This is a genomic window from Chitinophaga parva (genome assembly GCF_003071345.1).
Taxonomy (GTDB): Bacteria; Bacteroidota; Bacteroidia; order Chitinophagales; family Chitinophagaceae; genus Chitinophaga; species Chitinophaga parva.
Map to the genome: position 1 here is coordinate 184,043 of NZ_QCYK01000001.1, position 13,946 is coordinate 197,988.

General features: G+C 54.8%; 10 protein-coding genes. 2 read left to right on the plus strand and 8 right to left on the minus strand.

All coding sequences use genetic code 11. The features are described 5' to 3' along the window. The first annotated feature begins 95 nt into the window (after window positions 1-95). A complete protein-coding gene (locus tag DCC81_RS00805) occupies window positions 96-1,295 on the plus strand; it encodes a thiolase family protein (protein WP_108684698.1) in 1,200 nt (399 codons plus the stop codon). A gap of 107 nt (window positions 1,296-1,402) precedes the next feature. Here the strand turns inward: DCC81_RS00805 and DCC81_RS00810 are convergent, their stop codons facing one another. From DCC81_RS00810 to porU, 7 genes are all read right to left on the minus strand, one after another. Further along, on the minus strand, window positions 1,403-2,872 hold the full coding sequence (locus DCC81_RS00810; RefSeq protein WP_108684699.1) for a murein hydrolase activator EnvC family protein: 1,470 nt from the start codon (window positions 2,870-2,872) through the stop codon (window positions 1,403-1,405). A gap of 19 nt (window positions 2,873-2,891) precedes the next feature. Next, window positions 2,892-3,737, minus strand: a complete 846-nt coding sequence (locus tag DCC81_RS00815) for a DUF4292 domain-containing protein (protein ID WP_108684700.1) — start codon at window positions 3,735-3,737, stop codon at window positions 2,892-2,894. A gap of 45 nt (window positions 3,738-3,782) precedes the next feature. Then, on the minus strand, window positions 3,783-5,528 hold the full coding sequence (locus DCC81_RS00820; RefSeq protein WP_108684701.1) for a tetratricopeptide repeat protein: 1,746 nt from the start codon (window positions 5,526-5,528) through the stop codon (window positions 3,783-3,785). Between the two features lie 6 nt (window positions 5,529-5,534). Further along, the gene (dut, locus tag DCC81_RS00825) at window positions 5,535-5,975 is read right to left on the minus strand and encodes a dUTP diphosphatase (protein WP_108684702.1); all 441 of its coding nucleotides are present in this window, start codon (window positions 5,973-5,975) and stop codon (window positions 5,535-5,537) included. 123 nt (window positions 5,976-6,098) lie between these two features. Next, complete coding sequence (gene ispF, locus DCC81_RS00830; protein WP_108686424.1) at window positions 6,099-6,590, minus strand: 2-C-methyl-D-erythritol 2,4-cyclodiphosphate synthase; 492 nt, start codon at window positions 6,588-6,590, stop codon at window positions 6,099-6,101. 201 nt (window positions 6,591-6,791) lie between these two features. Next, window positions 6,792-7,967, minus strand: a complete 1,176-nt coding sequence (porV, locus tag DCC81_RS00835) for a type IX secretion system outer membrane channel protein PorV (protein ID WP_108684703.1) — start codon at window positions 7,965-7,967, stop codon at window positions 6,792-6,794. Between the two features lie 119 nt (window positions 7,968-8,086). Continuing rightward, window positions 8,087-11,512 carry a type IX secretion system sortase PorU gene (porU, locus tag DCC81_RS00840; RefSeq protein ID WP_165806384.1) on the minus strand — a complete coding sequence of 1,142 codons (3,426 nt, stop codon included), beginning with the start codon at window positions 11,510-11,512 and terminating at the stop codon, window positions 8,087-8,089. Window positions 11,513-11,738: 226 nt separating this feature from the next. On the opposite strand from porU, the gene DCC81_RS00845 reads away from it, so the two are divergent. Further along, window positions 11,739-13,283, plus strand: coding sequence for an SUMF1/EgtB/PvdO family nonheme iron enzyme (locus tag DCC81_RS00845; RefSeq protein WP_108684705.1), 1,545 nt, complete (start codon window positions 11,739-11,741; stop codon window positions 13,281-13,283). Between the two features lie 181 nt (window positions 13,284-13,464). Here the strand turns inward: DCC81_RS00845 and bcp are convergent, their stop codons facing one another. Further along, window positions 13,465-13,920 (minus strand): thioredoxin-dependent thiol peroxidase, encoded by a 456-nt coding sequence (bcp, locus tag DCC81_RS00850; protein WP_108684706.1) that lies wholly within the window; start codon window positions 13,918-13,920, stop codon window positions 13,465-13,467. Between the last annotated feature and the right edge of the window lie 26 nt (window positions 13,921-13,946).

Below are 13,946 nucleotides of genomic sequence, written 5' to 3' on the forward strand. Positions count from 1 at the left end.
GTATATGTTATATGCACAAATAATTGCATACACAAAACGCCGTGCCCTGCAAGCTCAAAAAAGGGTAAATTACCAACCCAAAACCAATTGCACAGATGCAGGCAGCATATATTGTAGATGCCGTACGTACGCCCATGGGCAAGTACGGTGGCGCCCTCCGTACCGTCCGGCCGGACGACCTCCTGGCCCTCGTGATCAATGGCATCCTTACCCGTAACGACAGTATAGACCCCGCCGGCATTGAAGACGTGATTGCCGGCGCTACCAACCAGGCCGGGGAAGACAACCGCGATGTGGCCCGCATGGCCGCCCTGCTGGCCGGCCTGCCCGTAAGCGTGGCGGGCAATACGGTGAACCGCCTCTGCGCCTCCGGCCTCCAGGCCGTGATGGACGCCGCCCGCGCCGTGATGTGCGGGGAAGGTGATGTATACCTGGCCGGCGGCGTAGAAAGCATGACCCGCGCCCCGCTGGTAATGCCCAAGGCAGAAGGCCCCTTCAGCCGCAGTACGGAAATGTACGATTCCACCATTGGCTGGCGTTTCACCAACAAGAAACTGGCCGCTATGTACCCACCCTACTCCATGGGCGAAACCGCGGAAAACGTAGCCCGCCAGTGGCATATTTCCCGGGAAGACCAGGACCGCTTCGCCCTGCGCAGCCAAACCCTGTACAAAGCCGCCCTGGACGCCGGCAAGTGGGAACAGGAGATCATCCCCGTGCCCATCACACCCAATAAGGAAGAGCAGGTGATCTTCTCGAAAGACGAGCCCCCACGTGATACCTCCCTGGAAAAACTGGCTTCCCTCAAACCCGTATTTGCAAAAGACGGCAGCGTTACTGCCGGCAATTCTTCTGGCATCAACGACGGTGCCGCTATAGTGCTGGTAGTGTCTGAGCGTGCCCTTAAAACCTATAACCTGCGGCCTATTGCGCGTATCAGGTCCATGGCAGTAGCGGGTGTAGACCCGTCCATTATGGGCATAGGACCAGTGCCCGCCACCCGCAAGGCCCTCCACCGCGCCGGCCTGCACACCACCAACCTGGATCTTATTGAACTCAATGAAGCCTTTGCCGCCCAGGCCCTTGCCTGTCAGCGCGATCTCTCCCTGGACCCGCATAAAGTGAACGTGAACGGTGGCGCCATTGCCATTGGCCACCCGCTGGGCTGTTCCGGCGCCCGCATTGTGGGCACGCTGCTGCACGAAATGCAGCGCAGACCGGATGCCAAGTATGGGTTGGCTACCATGTGCGTAGGTGTGGGACAAGGAGCCGCAATGGTGTTTGAAAAAATGTAGCTAAACGGTAATGGCGGAAAGTGGCGCCAGTATATCGTTTGAGACAATATATCATAAAGAAAGGCAGCCACGCGTGGCTGCCTTTCTTTATGATATAACATTCGATATTATCTCCTGAGTATCCATCTTTCAGGGTCTTGTTTCTGTACACCCTGCCAGATCTGTAACTCCACGATACCGGCATTTTCTTCATCGCTGTAGCTGGCCGTACCAATGGCCTGGCCGGTTTTCACCTTGTCGTATTTCTTCACGGTCACGGAGGCCAGGTGCACGTAGTTGGTAAAGTATTTACCGTGGCGGATCACCACTACATAACCGGCACCAGGCACCACTGCCACGGCGGCTACGTCACCATCAAAAATGGCTTTCACACGGCCATTGCGGGCAGTAGCCATTACCACACCGTCATAGTCCTGTATGATCTTGATATCTTCTTTCTGCTGGGTACCAAAGTGGTAAATGATGCGGCCTGCATCAATGGGCCAGGGAAGGCGCCCACGGTTTGCCTCAAAGTTTTCAGACAGGGCCAGTGCTTCCGGCGTGGCTTCCAGCGGGTTTTCCGCGCGGGCCGGCTTGGAAGCAGGTTTTTCTTCTATCACCGGTTTGGTGGCGGGCGGATTGTTCACGGCTACATCCGGCCTGGCCTCTACCGGTTTGGTAGCCGGCTTGTTGGTGGCCGCATTGGTAGCTGCTGCTTTTGCGGCCGCGGCCCTGTCGGCGGCGGCTTGTGCGGCCGCGGCCTCGCGGGCGGCCTTTTCACGGGCGCGTCGCTCTTCTTCTGCTTTCTTACGGGCCAGTTCCTCTTCTGCAGCTTTACGCTTGGCCTCTTCAATTTCGCGGCGGATCACCGCACGGATGGCGGCTTGCACTTCTGCTGCTTCCTTTTTATGCTGGGTGATGTCTTGCTGCAGTTCCTTTTCACGGCCTTTCAGGCCCTGTACCACCTGGTCTTTTTCCTTCTTATCCGCTTCCAGCGTTTTACGTTGCTCTTCCTCTGTTTTCAGCGCATCTGCACGTTTCACCCGCTGGCTTTGCAGGTTGCCTATTTTGGCCTGCAGCTGCTGTTCTGTTTCTACAATATTCTCAGCCTGGTGGCGGCGGTATTCGCGGTATTGTTTCAGGTATTGATAGCGCTTCAGGGCGTCGTTGAAGCTCTGGGCGGAAAAAATGAAGTTCATCATGTCGTAGGTGCTACGGTTCTTATACGCATACACCACCAGCTGGGCATACTGTACCTTCAGCGTGTCCAGGTCTTTCTGCAGGGTCTTCACATCGCGGGCGGCATTGCTGATGTCGTCGTTGATGAAAGACAGTTCACTGTTGATATTTTCGATCAGGCGGGTACGCAGCGTGATCTTGTCGCGCAGGGCACGTAACTGGCCCAGGCTTTCCTTCGTGCTTTTCTTGGTTTCCCGCAGGGCTTCATTGGCATCGTCTATTTCTTTCTGCAACTCCCGCTTGCGTCGTTCCAGGTCGTCCCTGGAACCGGGCTGCTGGCCTGTGTTCTGGGCCAGCACCAGCATTGGCGCCAGCAACAAGATCCATATGAAGGGGATAAATCTTTTACGCTGCAACATGAATGTTTTTATGGATAAGTTAGTTTACAGTATAACCACTGGAAGGCAGGCTGAAAGGCAGGCTGATGGCCCCGTCAAACTCCACCCGGGTATATTCTATCGCGGCTTTCACCACGTTCTTGTCTGATATAAAAATGCGGCGGCTGGCTGCAAAATCCCGTCCCTGCTGGTTCCCATAGTTTGCGTAGGTAAGTTCACAGGACCGGCTGCCTATTTTGTCTTCCACCTTGCTTTGCTGCAGGCTCAGGTTGTCCGGCGCCAGGTTAAATACACTGGTGAAGGTATCTCCGTCACAGTTGAACGAAATAACGGACGGGCTATGCACCACATTGTACAAGGAGTCCGTTAAAAGTACAGGATTGCCGGTCAGCAGATCCTGCAAAGTATTAAAATCAAAAGGAATATTCAAAAGCTTGCGGGCATCGGCCAGGCTGCGCAGCAGTACTTTCTTGTCGTACTTATTCACCAGTTTCATACTGTCTGGCGTGATGAGCACCCGTACTTGTTCTCCCAGTACGGGGGCAGATACGGAGATCCAGATGGCACTGTCACGGCGGATACGGATATTGCCCGTAAGGCCATCCATGCCGCTGCCGGCACCATTGTCATAGTCCAGTTTTATCTTGGAAGAGAAGGTGGTAAAGTTGATATGATGGCTGTTGATGGTGGCCAGCAATTGCGCCTTGTACAGGGCAGCAGCCTGCGCGGCTTCCCCGCTGCTATCCGGCACGGTTACATGCGCGGACGCCGTATCACTGGCAAATACCGGCCGGGCCAGGTGACGGGCGTGGTGGCAGGCGCTCCCCAGCATAGCGGTGAGCGTTATCAGAACGGAAGCGGCAACATGGGTGAACGTCCTTGTCATGTGATCTTATTTCTTACCTGCTGTTTATCGAAAAAGAATGCCAACTCAGGGCGCGGGCGCCGGATCGGGAATGTATCTTTTTTCTGTGATCTTACGCACCAGGGTGGTAGAATCGCCACCCTTGTCGCGGGCCTTCTGCCAATACTCCACGGCTTTTGCCGCGTCTTTCAGGTTGAATAAAATATCCCCGTAGTGCTCCAGCATGCCGGGACTGTCCTGGCTGGAAGGAAAGGTCAGGGCCTTTTCCATCCAGGTTTTTGCATCCGCAAAGCGACCCATGCGAAACAGTATCCAGGCGTAAGTGTCCATGTAGTTAGGGCTTTCCGGCTCCAGCTCCAGGCTTTCCCGGCTCATGCGCTCGGCTTTTTCCAGCTGCACATTGCGCACGCTCAGGTAGTAGCTATAATTATTCAGTACCAGCGGATCATTGGGCTGGAGGGCCAGCGCCAGTTCATAGCTGCTGTCAGACAGGTTATCGTTCTGCAGGTTATGGTAGGTGTCGCCCATGAGAGAGTAAATATTGGCCAGCATCTTTTTGTCTGCGCCCACATCCACGGCTTTCTTCAGTGCGGTAATTGTTTCCGGGTAATGCTGCAGCAGGTAGTTGGCCATCCCGTTGAAATAAAAGCCCATGAACTCGTGGGGAAAAAGGCGGGTCACGGAATTGCTGGTTCGCAGCAGGCCTTCATTATCATTCTCGCGGGAGTAGATCCACATGGCCTGGTACCACACGGTATAGCGGCTGGAATCGCGGGCCAGTGAGGCTTTGTAATCATTCAGGGCTGCGTCCAGGGAGTCCAGTTGTGAGTAAATGTCGCCCCGCAGCGCATAAGCCTTGGCCTCATTGGGATGTGCTTCTACGATCAGGTCTGTGAGGCCCAGCGCTTCGCGCAATTTGGAGGTATCCACGGTGCTCATTTGCAGGTAGGGATACACGTACGCCACCTTTTCATCAATGCTGAAATCCGGGCTGGCAAAGGCGCGGCGCAGGTAAACCAGGTAGGTATTATAGTCACCCGCCTTGCGCGCGTAAGTGGCCAGTGCTATGAGGGCATGCGTATCATTAGGATCGCGGGTAAGGATGTATTCGTATGCTTTTTTAGCGTCGTCCGTACGGTCGTTGGCATCATAAAGCTCTGCCAGCAGCTGGTGATAGCGCATCTCCGTGGGGTTCTGGTCTATCAGCTTCTGGATCTCGGTGGCGGCTTCGTCCACCCGGCTCAGTTTCAGCAGCATGCGTTGTTTCTGGTATACTACTTCCTCCACGATGCCACTGCGCTTTTCCAGGGCGTCAAAAGCGGCCAGGGCCCCTTCCGCATCGCCGGCGCGGGAAAGCAGCAGGCCTTTGTTATAAAGGTAGTCGTCGTTATCGGGGTACAGGCGGCTCAGGCGGTCATAGATGAAAGCGGCGCTGTCAAATTTATTAGCCGTGGAAAGCGCATCGGCCAGGTTCAGCTGGAACCAGCGGTTCGTGGTATCCATGCCGGCAGCCCGTTTGGCAAAGCCCAGGGCATAGCCGTCATTGTGCAGCAGCCCAAAGAGGCGGGATATCTCGTAATAGGCCGTGGCATTGTCGGGCTGGTAGTGCAGTACATCGGAAAACTGAGTGATAGCCTTCTTGTAATCGCCGGCCATCTTGGAGCGCTGCGCGGCAAAAAACACGCTGTCCGTCCAGCGGTGCAGGGCCGCGGTGTCGCGGCTCCCAGGCACGTTGGCACCGGTGCTGTGTTTCGTATGGCTGCATGCGCCTGCCAGAAGGGCCAGGCCTAAAAGGGCTATTCCAATTCGCATCTCAGATCAGGATTTTCCGGTGTGCCCAAAACCACCGCTGCCGCGGGCAGTATCTGTCAATAAGGTTACTTCTTCCAGCTGCGCCTGGATGTAAGGCGCAATGATCATCTGTGCAATGCGGTCGCCCGGCTGGATGGTCTGCGCTTCCGTGGAAAGGTTGATCAGGATGATCTTGATCTCTCCACGGTAGTCTGCATCAATGGTACCCGGCGTATTCAGCAACGTAAGTCCCTGCTTGATGGCCAGGCCGCTACGGGGGCGGATCTGTGCTTCATAGCCTTCCGGCAGTTCCATGAACAGGCCGGTGGGAATGAGCGTGCGCTCCAGTGATTGCAGGGTCACCGGCGCTTCCAGGTGGGCGCGCAGGTCCATACCAGCGCTGCTGGCAGTAGCATATTCCGGCAAGGGATTGTTGGACTGATTAATAATTTTTACAGTGATCGGCATTGGGCAAAGATAAATTTTAATTGTACAATGTACCATGCACAAGGCACAAGGTACCAATGTTATAAACGGGCCAGGTTACGGAACAGGAGTGGCTTGCATGCGGTGCCATGCACATGGTACAAACTACCGGTTTCCCGCCTTTTCCAGCAGCACGGTGGCATAGGCTACCACGCCTTCCTGGCGGCCCACAAAGCCCAGCTTCTCTGTGGTAGTGGCTTTGATGGATACCTCGTCTGTGGTGAGCCCGGTGTACTGGGCTATTACGGCCTGCATTTGCGGCACGTAGGGTTTTATCTTGGGTGCTTCCAGGCAAAGCGTAGCATCAATGTTCACCACCGCATATCCCTTCTGTGTGATCAGGTCTTTGGTGCGGGCCAGGAGTATTTTACTGTCAATATTCTTGTATTGCATATCGGTATCCGGGAAGTGGGTACCTATATCGCCCAGCGCAGCGGCACCCAGCAGGGCATCGCAAATGGCGTGCAGCAGCACATCTGCATCACTGTGCCCCAGGGCTCCCTTGTGATGGTCCACCTTTACACCGCCCAGCCAGAAGTCGCGCCCCTCCACGAGTTGATGAAAATCTACGCCTTGTCCTATTCTGAAGTTGCTCATGAATTTTTTTTTGTACAAGGTACAATGCACAGTGTACAAGGTACCATTCTATATAATAAAAGCAATATGCAAGATAAGCACTGATCCTGAACCAACCAGTTAATGTAAACGGTACGCTGTACAGCTTACAAATATAAATCCCCCGGCGCAGTGCAGCCGGGGGATGTCCGATAAAGTTTTGGTAAATATGGTCCCCGCCGGTTAGTTGCCGTTATCGCGGGAGAGGTTCACGGTCAGCGTAAGGCGCAGCGTGTTGGAAAGCGGGTTGCGCTGGGTGCCGTTGCCGGAAGGTACCAGGTAAGAGAAGCTGGCGCCAATGATATCATACTTGAGCCCTACGCCCGCGGTGAAATACTTGCGGTCGCCTTTGGTCTTGTACTCGCTGTAATAGCCTGCACGCACGGCAAAGGTGTTATTGTACCAATACTCCGCACCGCCGCTGTACATCAGTTCGTGCAGTTCTTCCTTGAAGCCGCCGGGGGCGTCGCCAAAGGAGGAGAACATGCCGGCTACCACGCCCTTGTTCCGGTAATCGCCGCTGCTGTCTGGTGTGGGCACCATCAGCTTATTGACGTCCAGGGTAAGGGTGATCTTGTTAAACTCATCCAGGCCAAACGTATAGGCCGTACCAATGCCCAGGTTAGTGGGCAGGAAATCCTTGTATTGTGCGGAGGAAGTGTAGGATATCTTGGTACCAATGTTAGTGATAGTGGCACCAATATTCCACACATTCTGGCTGCCGTTGTCGTTGTCGTACGTCTTGGTATGGAAGAAAGATACATCCGCTGCCACGGCGCGGCCCGCGCGGATGGCGGTACCACCCAGGGTTTGACCGTTAGCCAGGTTGGAGTAAATGTAACGGCCTGCCAGGCCGATGGACCATTCTTCACCCAGCTTGCGGGCGTAGCCCAGGTCGAAAGCATATTCACGCGGGTGGAAATCGCCGTTGGGAGTGCCGTTCCAGTCGGTGAACTGGATGTTGCCCAGCGAGAAATAGCGCAGGGTGGCGCCGATGGCCTGGTTCTCATCCAGCTTGGTGTAACCATTAAGGCTGGCCAGGAACACGTCGTTGGTCAGCTCACGCAGCCAGGGGGTATAAGTGAGGCCCACGCTGGTGTTTTCTTCAGCAAAAGGCAGTTTGGACAAGTTCCAGTACGTGGCGTTCACGTCCGGGGAGAGGGCAATGCCGGCATCGCCCATGGCGCCGCTGCGGGCGTCGGGCGAAATACGTAAGAAGGGAACCGCTGTGTTGATGATATTTTCTCCGGTGCGCCCGTCTGTTTGGCCAGGATTGGCTACCTGCGCATCAGATACAGCGTTAAGACCGAGAATAAAAAAAGATGTGAACACAAGGCTCAGCGTTACCTTACGGATCATGCAAAAAATATGTTTATTACCGGTGTAAATAAATTAAATAGCTCTTTTTATGCTGTTTGGAGCAGGGGTTTTGAGTCTGGCAAGCGCCCGGTATAGCGATTTGCATACGACGTCATAGGCTATAGTAAAATCAGTTTTCCACCCAGTACCCGTTGTTGAGGGCCATTATCAATCATCACGTTGTAAAAGTACAATCCGGGCGGCAATTTACTTCCGTTATCGCCACGTCCGTCCCATTGCACCCCATCAAAACGGCTGCCCGCAGCATTTATTGTATATATGATCTTTTTAACACGTTTACCGTCAGTCGTATAGATCTGTACGGTAAGTTTCAGTTCGCCGCCCTCCTGGTTGTGCTCAAAAACAAATCGCGTCTGGTCATGGAAGGGATTGGGATAATTGTATACACGCTCAGCGGCCAGGCTGGCATTGGTTTTCACTACAAAATGCACCACGGCGGTGGCGGAATTGTTGTAGGTGTCCCAGGCCTTGAGCGTAATAGCATGCGGACCGTCTGCCAGGCCGGAAAGCGGGAAGCGGATGCTGCCAGCCCCGGCGCTGTCCAGCGTGGGCTCGTAAAAGTCATTCAGTACAAAGAACGTAGTGGAATCATCCAGCACCGCCACCATATCATGCCCCACACCCGTACCGGTAAGATTGATACCGTGCGGGTCCTGCAACTGTGCCAGCAGCACCGGCGCAGGCCCCGTAAGGTCGCCATCGCGGAATGCTTCCGTGTTCATGAACAGCCGGATGGCAGGCCCCGTGTGGTCTGTATCCGCCACGGGCGCGGTACCCGCTACCTGGAAGTTCTGGTAAGAGCCGCCCCCATCCTGCGTTTCATTGCTGGTATAGTAGCTGATCTTCCCGGCGCCGGCCTGGTAGCTGATATCCTGCGGCACTGCAAATGTAAAGGTAAACGTTCCATCTGAAACAGTTTGTTTGCCCTTATATAAAATATTGTGCTGCAAACTATACGTAGCCGGCGTACTGCCTGCATCATTACCGCGTGTTACCAGGCGTGCCGGTTTGTCGTATACCGTAACATCCAGTGTACCGTTGTAGCCTGCCTGCAATGCGCCGGCATCATTTGCCACGTGGCCATAGATCCTGTACTGACCTAATGCCTGCAACGTGTCGCTCCCACTGCCTTGCAGGGCGTGGATAGAATCGGTGATTACACGCAATGCGGGCCACGCCAGCGCCAGTGCCGGGTCGCCCAAAAGCTGAAATTTACGGCTATTCGTGACATCTCCAAAACTTTTATATATTTTATTTTTAGCATACATAACAGCACTGCCCAGATCGGGCAGGCTGCCATCGCTTCCCGGGGTGAGCGCCGCCTGCAGGTAGGCCTGGTTGATGGTTTGGTTAGCATAGGCATACACTGCGCGGGTGGTGGTCAGCAGGGCAATGGCCCCGGTCCTGGGGCGCAGCACCAGGTCCTCGCCCAGGGAGCGGTAGTCCGGGTTGTCAAACGGGGCAAAGTCGCACGTGGCGGTGATCATAAGGGGCAGGTGGTGGGCATTGTCCCACCCGTTCACCGCGGCCTGGTCCAGGATGTCCTCTTCCGCCAGCCGGCTGTAGTTGCCATGGCCGGTGTAGTTCCATATCAGGGTGCCCTTGTAGATGCCGGCATTAATGGCAGTATTCACCTCCGGGTAGCGGGCGCCCCCCGCCCCGCTTTGTTTCGTATAGGCGTCCAGGTAGATCTTATCTATGTTCAGCTGTGCATCCGCCAGGTTTACCGTATCTGCCAGGGCATCGGCATTGTCCAGGTGCAAATTGGCATCCCCGTCGTCGGCGGTGAAGGTGATACTGTTACGCCAGGGGCCAAAGTTTGCCGGGTCGTGATAGCTGGTGATCTTCTGCACGGCCGCATTGGCATCGGCCGCATTACGGGCGGGTATGCGGCCGATGGCCAGGTGCAAAGGGGTGCTGCTGGCGGCATTGCCAATGTCTGCGACATCATCCAGCAGGGCAAAGTAGTCGTCTGTTACGTAAGAATTTACCGGGTCCAGGGATGCATCACTTTCAAAGGCCGGCACCAGGTTATCGTTATTGGGATGGCGGTGTTTGTAATCATAACTGGCGGCGCCCAGGAGCAGGAGGTAGCGGGGTGCCTGGCCGCGGTTGTACTGCATTTTCAGGAAATCGCGTAACGCGGTAGGGTCTGGGTTGCCGCTGGCAAATTCTGTGAAGAGATCATTTATATACACCACCTGCACCGTGAGGCCATCGTGTGCCTGGTGGTAGGCGGCCAGTTGGGTAGCGGCCGCGCCCAGGGAGGGCGCGGTCACTATCAGCAGGTCTGCCCCCGGCAGGCCATGCAGGTCCTGGTTTGCAACAGGTCCCAGTGCCACTGGTGTTTGCAGGTCTGCCGGGCGGAAGGCCACATACTCCTGCAAGGTGGTGGCTACATCAGAAAAGGCCAGGGTGGCGCCACTCAGCAGTGTGTTTTGTTTTACCGGCTGCTGGAGGTCCGTTACATTCCACACCTCCGTTTGTGCATCGGCCGCGGCGAGGTTAAAGGTCTTCAACGCCCCGGCAGCAGCGGCGTTGCGGAAGGCCAGCATGCCTTTGGCCGGCAGGCGGAGGGGGCATTGGGCCTGTATTTCCAGGTAGTCCAGCCACCCCAGGGCCCCGCTTCCCCCGCTGAAAGCCAGTTCCACCATGGCAGTGGCCTGGTTTAAACTGGCCTCATACCCCGTGGCGGCAGCGGTAGCGTAGGCTTCGAAGATATCGCCGCTTACGGGGTTCATGTTAAGGGTGCCGGCAGGCCCGCCATTCAATGAAATATTAAAGCTGCCATAATCAAAGCATCTTGCAGCCAGGCGTACATTCAGCAGGGCCTTACCGTCCACCGGGGTGCCCGGCAGGCTAAAACCCACGCTGGACGCCAGCTGCTGGCCGTTGCCGCTGCCAAACTGTGTCCCAAACCATTGCTTGCCACTATGCAGGAAGTTCAGGCTGTCCCGCTCATAAAAATCAAGGTAGGTAAAGCTGGTCAGCGGGGGCAGGGCCGCCACTGGCGTAGGGCTTTTGTCAATGCGGGCCCCGGCGTCCCCGATATGCAGGAAATAATAAGCAGTGTCTGTATATAAATTATACTGGTGGCTGAAGGCGCCCCCGCTGTAAGTCCAGGCATGGGGGCCGGGGGCATAGAAGGCCAGGTAGTCGCGGCCAGACAGTTCCCCATCCCCGCCGTCCACCGCTTCCAGGGACACTTCCGGCAGGTCCGGGTGGCGGAAAGCGGCATTGGCCTCCGGGAGCATGCGCCCCCCGGTGCCGAACAACTGTATGCTGGCGGTGTTAAGATGGGTAGTGGATATGCCTAAAGCACCCAGCAGGGCGGCATCTATTTTATACACACCGGCGGCCGGCACGGCTAATTTATACCAGCTGCCGCCGGCCAGTACGGAGTGCCGGGGCACCGTATCGGCAGGAAAAAGTGAAGGCGCAGCGCCGGCTGCGGCACCGCTCCAAAGGGCCAGCACAGCGGGCCAGGCGGCCAGGTACCGGAGGCAAATAAGCAAGTTGGGCATTCCCCGCATAAATTTTAACAGCCGTCTAAAATAATAAATACCTTCTATACGTTAAATTACTTCCTGGGAAGGCCCGTTCTTAAATCCAATTCCCTGATTTGAAAGCCGAACCCGGTCTATTCAAGGGCAAATCATTACAGATTATTTATTTTTGATATAAAATAAAAAATGTTAAATTTGCGTTTACCATCAGTATATTCAATAAAATTAAATAAAGCCGTATCGCATGCGTAGATTAACCTCCCTATCATTGCTCCTAGGCACCAGCGTGATGTTCTCGTTCACCGCGTGTAAAAACGGGGGACTGTTCGGGAAGAAAAAAGAAAGTTCCTCCGCCACCGGCTGGAGCTATAACGACCCTAAAATGGGTGGTTTTAGCGTTGCCAAAAACAAAGACCAGCAAACCGGCCCCGGACTGGTGTTTGTACAGGGCGGTACGTTTGTAATGGGTGCTACTGAGCAGGACGTAATGGCTGACTGGAACAACATTCCCCGTCGCATTACGGTTTCATCTTTCTATATCGATGAAACAGAAGTGGCAAACGTACACTACCGTGAATATCTTTTCTGGCTGCAGCGCGTATACGGCGAATCTTTCCCCGATGTAGTGAGAAAAGCCCTCCCCGATACCCTGGTATGGCGTAGCGAACTGGCTTACAATGAGCCCCTGGTGGAATACTACTTCCGCCACCCTGCTTACAACAACTACCCGGTAGTAGGTGTAAACTGGAAACAAGCCGCTGATTATGCGAAATGGCGCTCTAACCGTGTAAACGAAAAACTGCTGATGGATAAAGGCCTGCTCTCTAAAGCAGACGTAAATACCGAGGCAGACGACAATACTTTCGATACCAAATCTTACCTGGCCGGCCAGTACGAAGGTACCCCGGGTAAAATGTCCAAGGACGTGAAAGCCCAGCTGCGCAACAGCGATGGATCTCCCCGCGCTGCCCAGTTTGAAGATGGTATCATGCTGCCCAACTACCGCCTGCCCACAGAAGCAGAGTGGGAATACGCCGCTCTCGGTTACATTGGTCAGAACCCCGGCCCTTCCAAGAAAGAAGGCAAACGTGGTGAAGAATTGATCATGAACCGCCAGGTTTACAGCTGGGGCACTAACAACTCCGGCCTGCGCGATATCCGCCGCGGCACCTGGCAGGGCCAGTTCCTGGCGAACTTCAAACGTGGTTCCGGTGACAACATGGGTATGGCCGGTGGCCTGAATGACCGCGCTTCCATTCCCGGTCCTGTAACCTCTTTCTTCCCCAACACTTTCGGCATTTACAACATGTCCGGCAACGTGAGCGAATGGGTACTGGACGTTTACCGCCCACTCTCTCCTGTTGACGGTGATGACTTCAACTACTTCCGTGGTAACAAGTTCCAGACCCTGTACCTGAACGGTGATAAAGAACCCGAAAAGGACAGCCTGGGCCAGTTGAAAATGCGTGACGTAACCGACGAGGAAAGCGCCGGCCGCCTGAACTATCAGAAAGGCGACGTGATCAACTACCTGGATGGTGACTCCCTCTCCCAGGTGGAATATGGCTACGGCATCACTTCCCTGATCAACGATAAGAGCCGCGTAGTAAAAGGAGGCAGCTGGAACGACCGCGCCTACTGGCTCTCTCCCGGTAACCGCCGTTACATGCAGGAAGACCTGGCCACTAACACCATCGGCTTCCGCTGCGCCATGGACCGCGTAGGTAGCCCGGAGGGTAACAAGTTCAAAACAGGTCAGATCTTTAAGAAACAAAGACAAAAGAGATAAACAAAAAAGCCGGGCACGTGCCCGGCTTTTTTGTTTATCTAACGTACAACGTACAGCGTACAACGTACAATGTACATTCTCCTGGTGATCAAATTGCGGCGTAAAACCGCGTCAGTATTGTTTTTCTAAAACAAAATACGCTGTACGCTGTACGCTGTACGCTGTACGTTGTACGCTTGTATTACATCTTCAGCACCTCTTCTGCATGCCGCTTCGTATGCACCTTTTCAATCACCTCTTCTATCACCCCCTTCTCATTGATCACGAAAGTCATGCGGTGAATGCCATCAAAAGTGCGGCCCATGAATTTCTTTTCACCCCACACGCCGTAGGCGTTCAGGATGGTGTGGTCTTCATCCGCCAGCAGGGGAAAGTTCAGGTTGAATTTGGTAGCGAACTTCTTGTGGCTTTTCTGGCTGTCTGCGCTTACACCCAACACCACGTAGCCCTGGCGTAGCATCAACGCGTGGTTATCCCGCAGGTTGCAGGCCTGGGCGGTACATGCGGGCGTATTGTCTTTCGGGTAAAAGTAGAGCACTACTTTCTTACCGCGGTAATCACTGAGGGAAACTGTATTGCCGTCCTGGTCCTGTGCCGTAAAGGCTGGCGCCACATCGCCTGGCTTCAGGTGTTTCATCTTACTGTCGTTTTATTCCGGGGGCA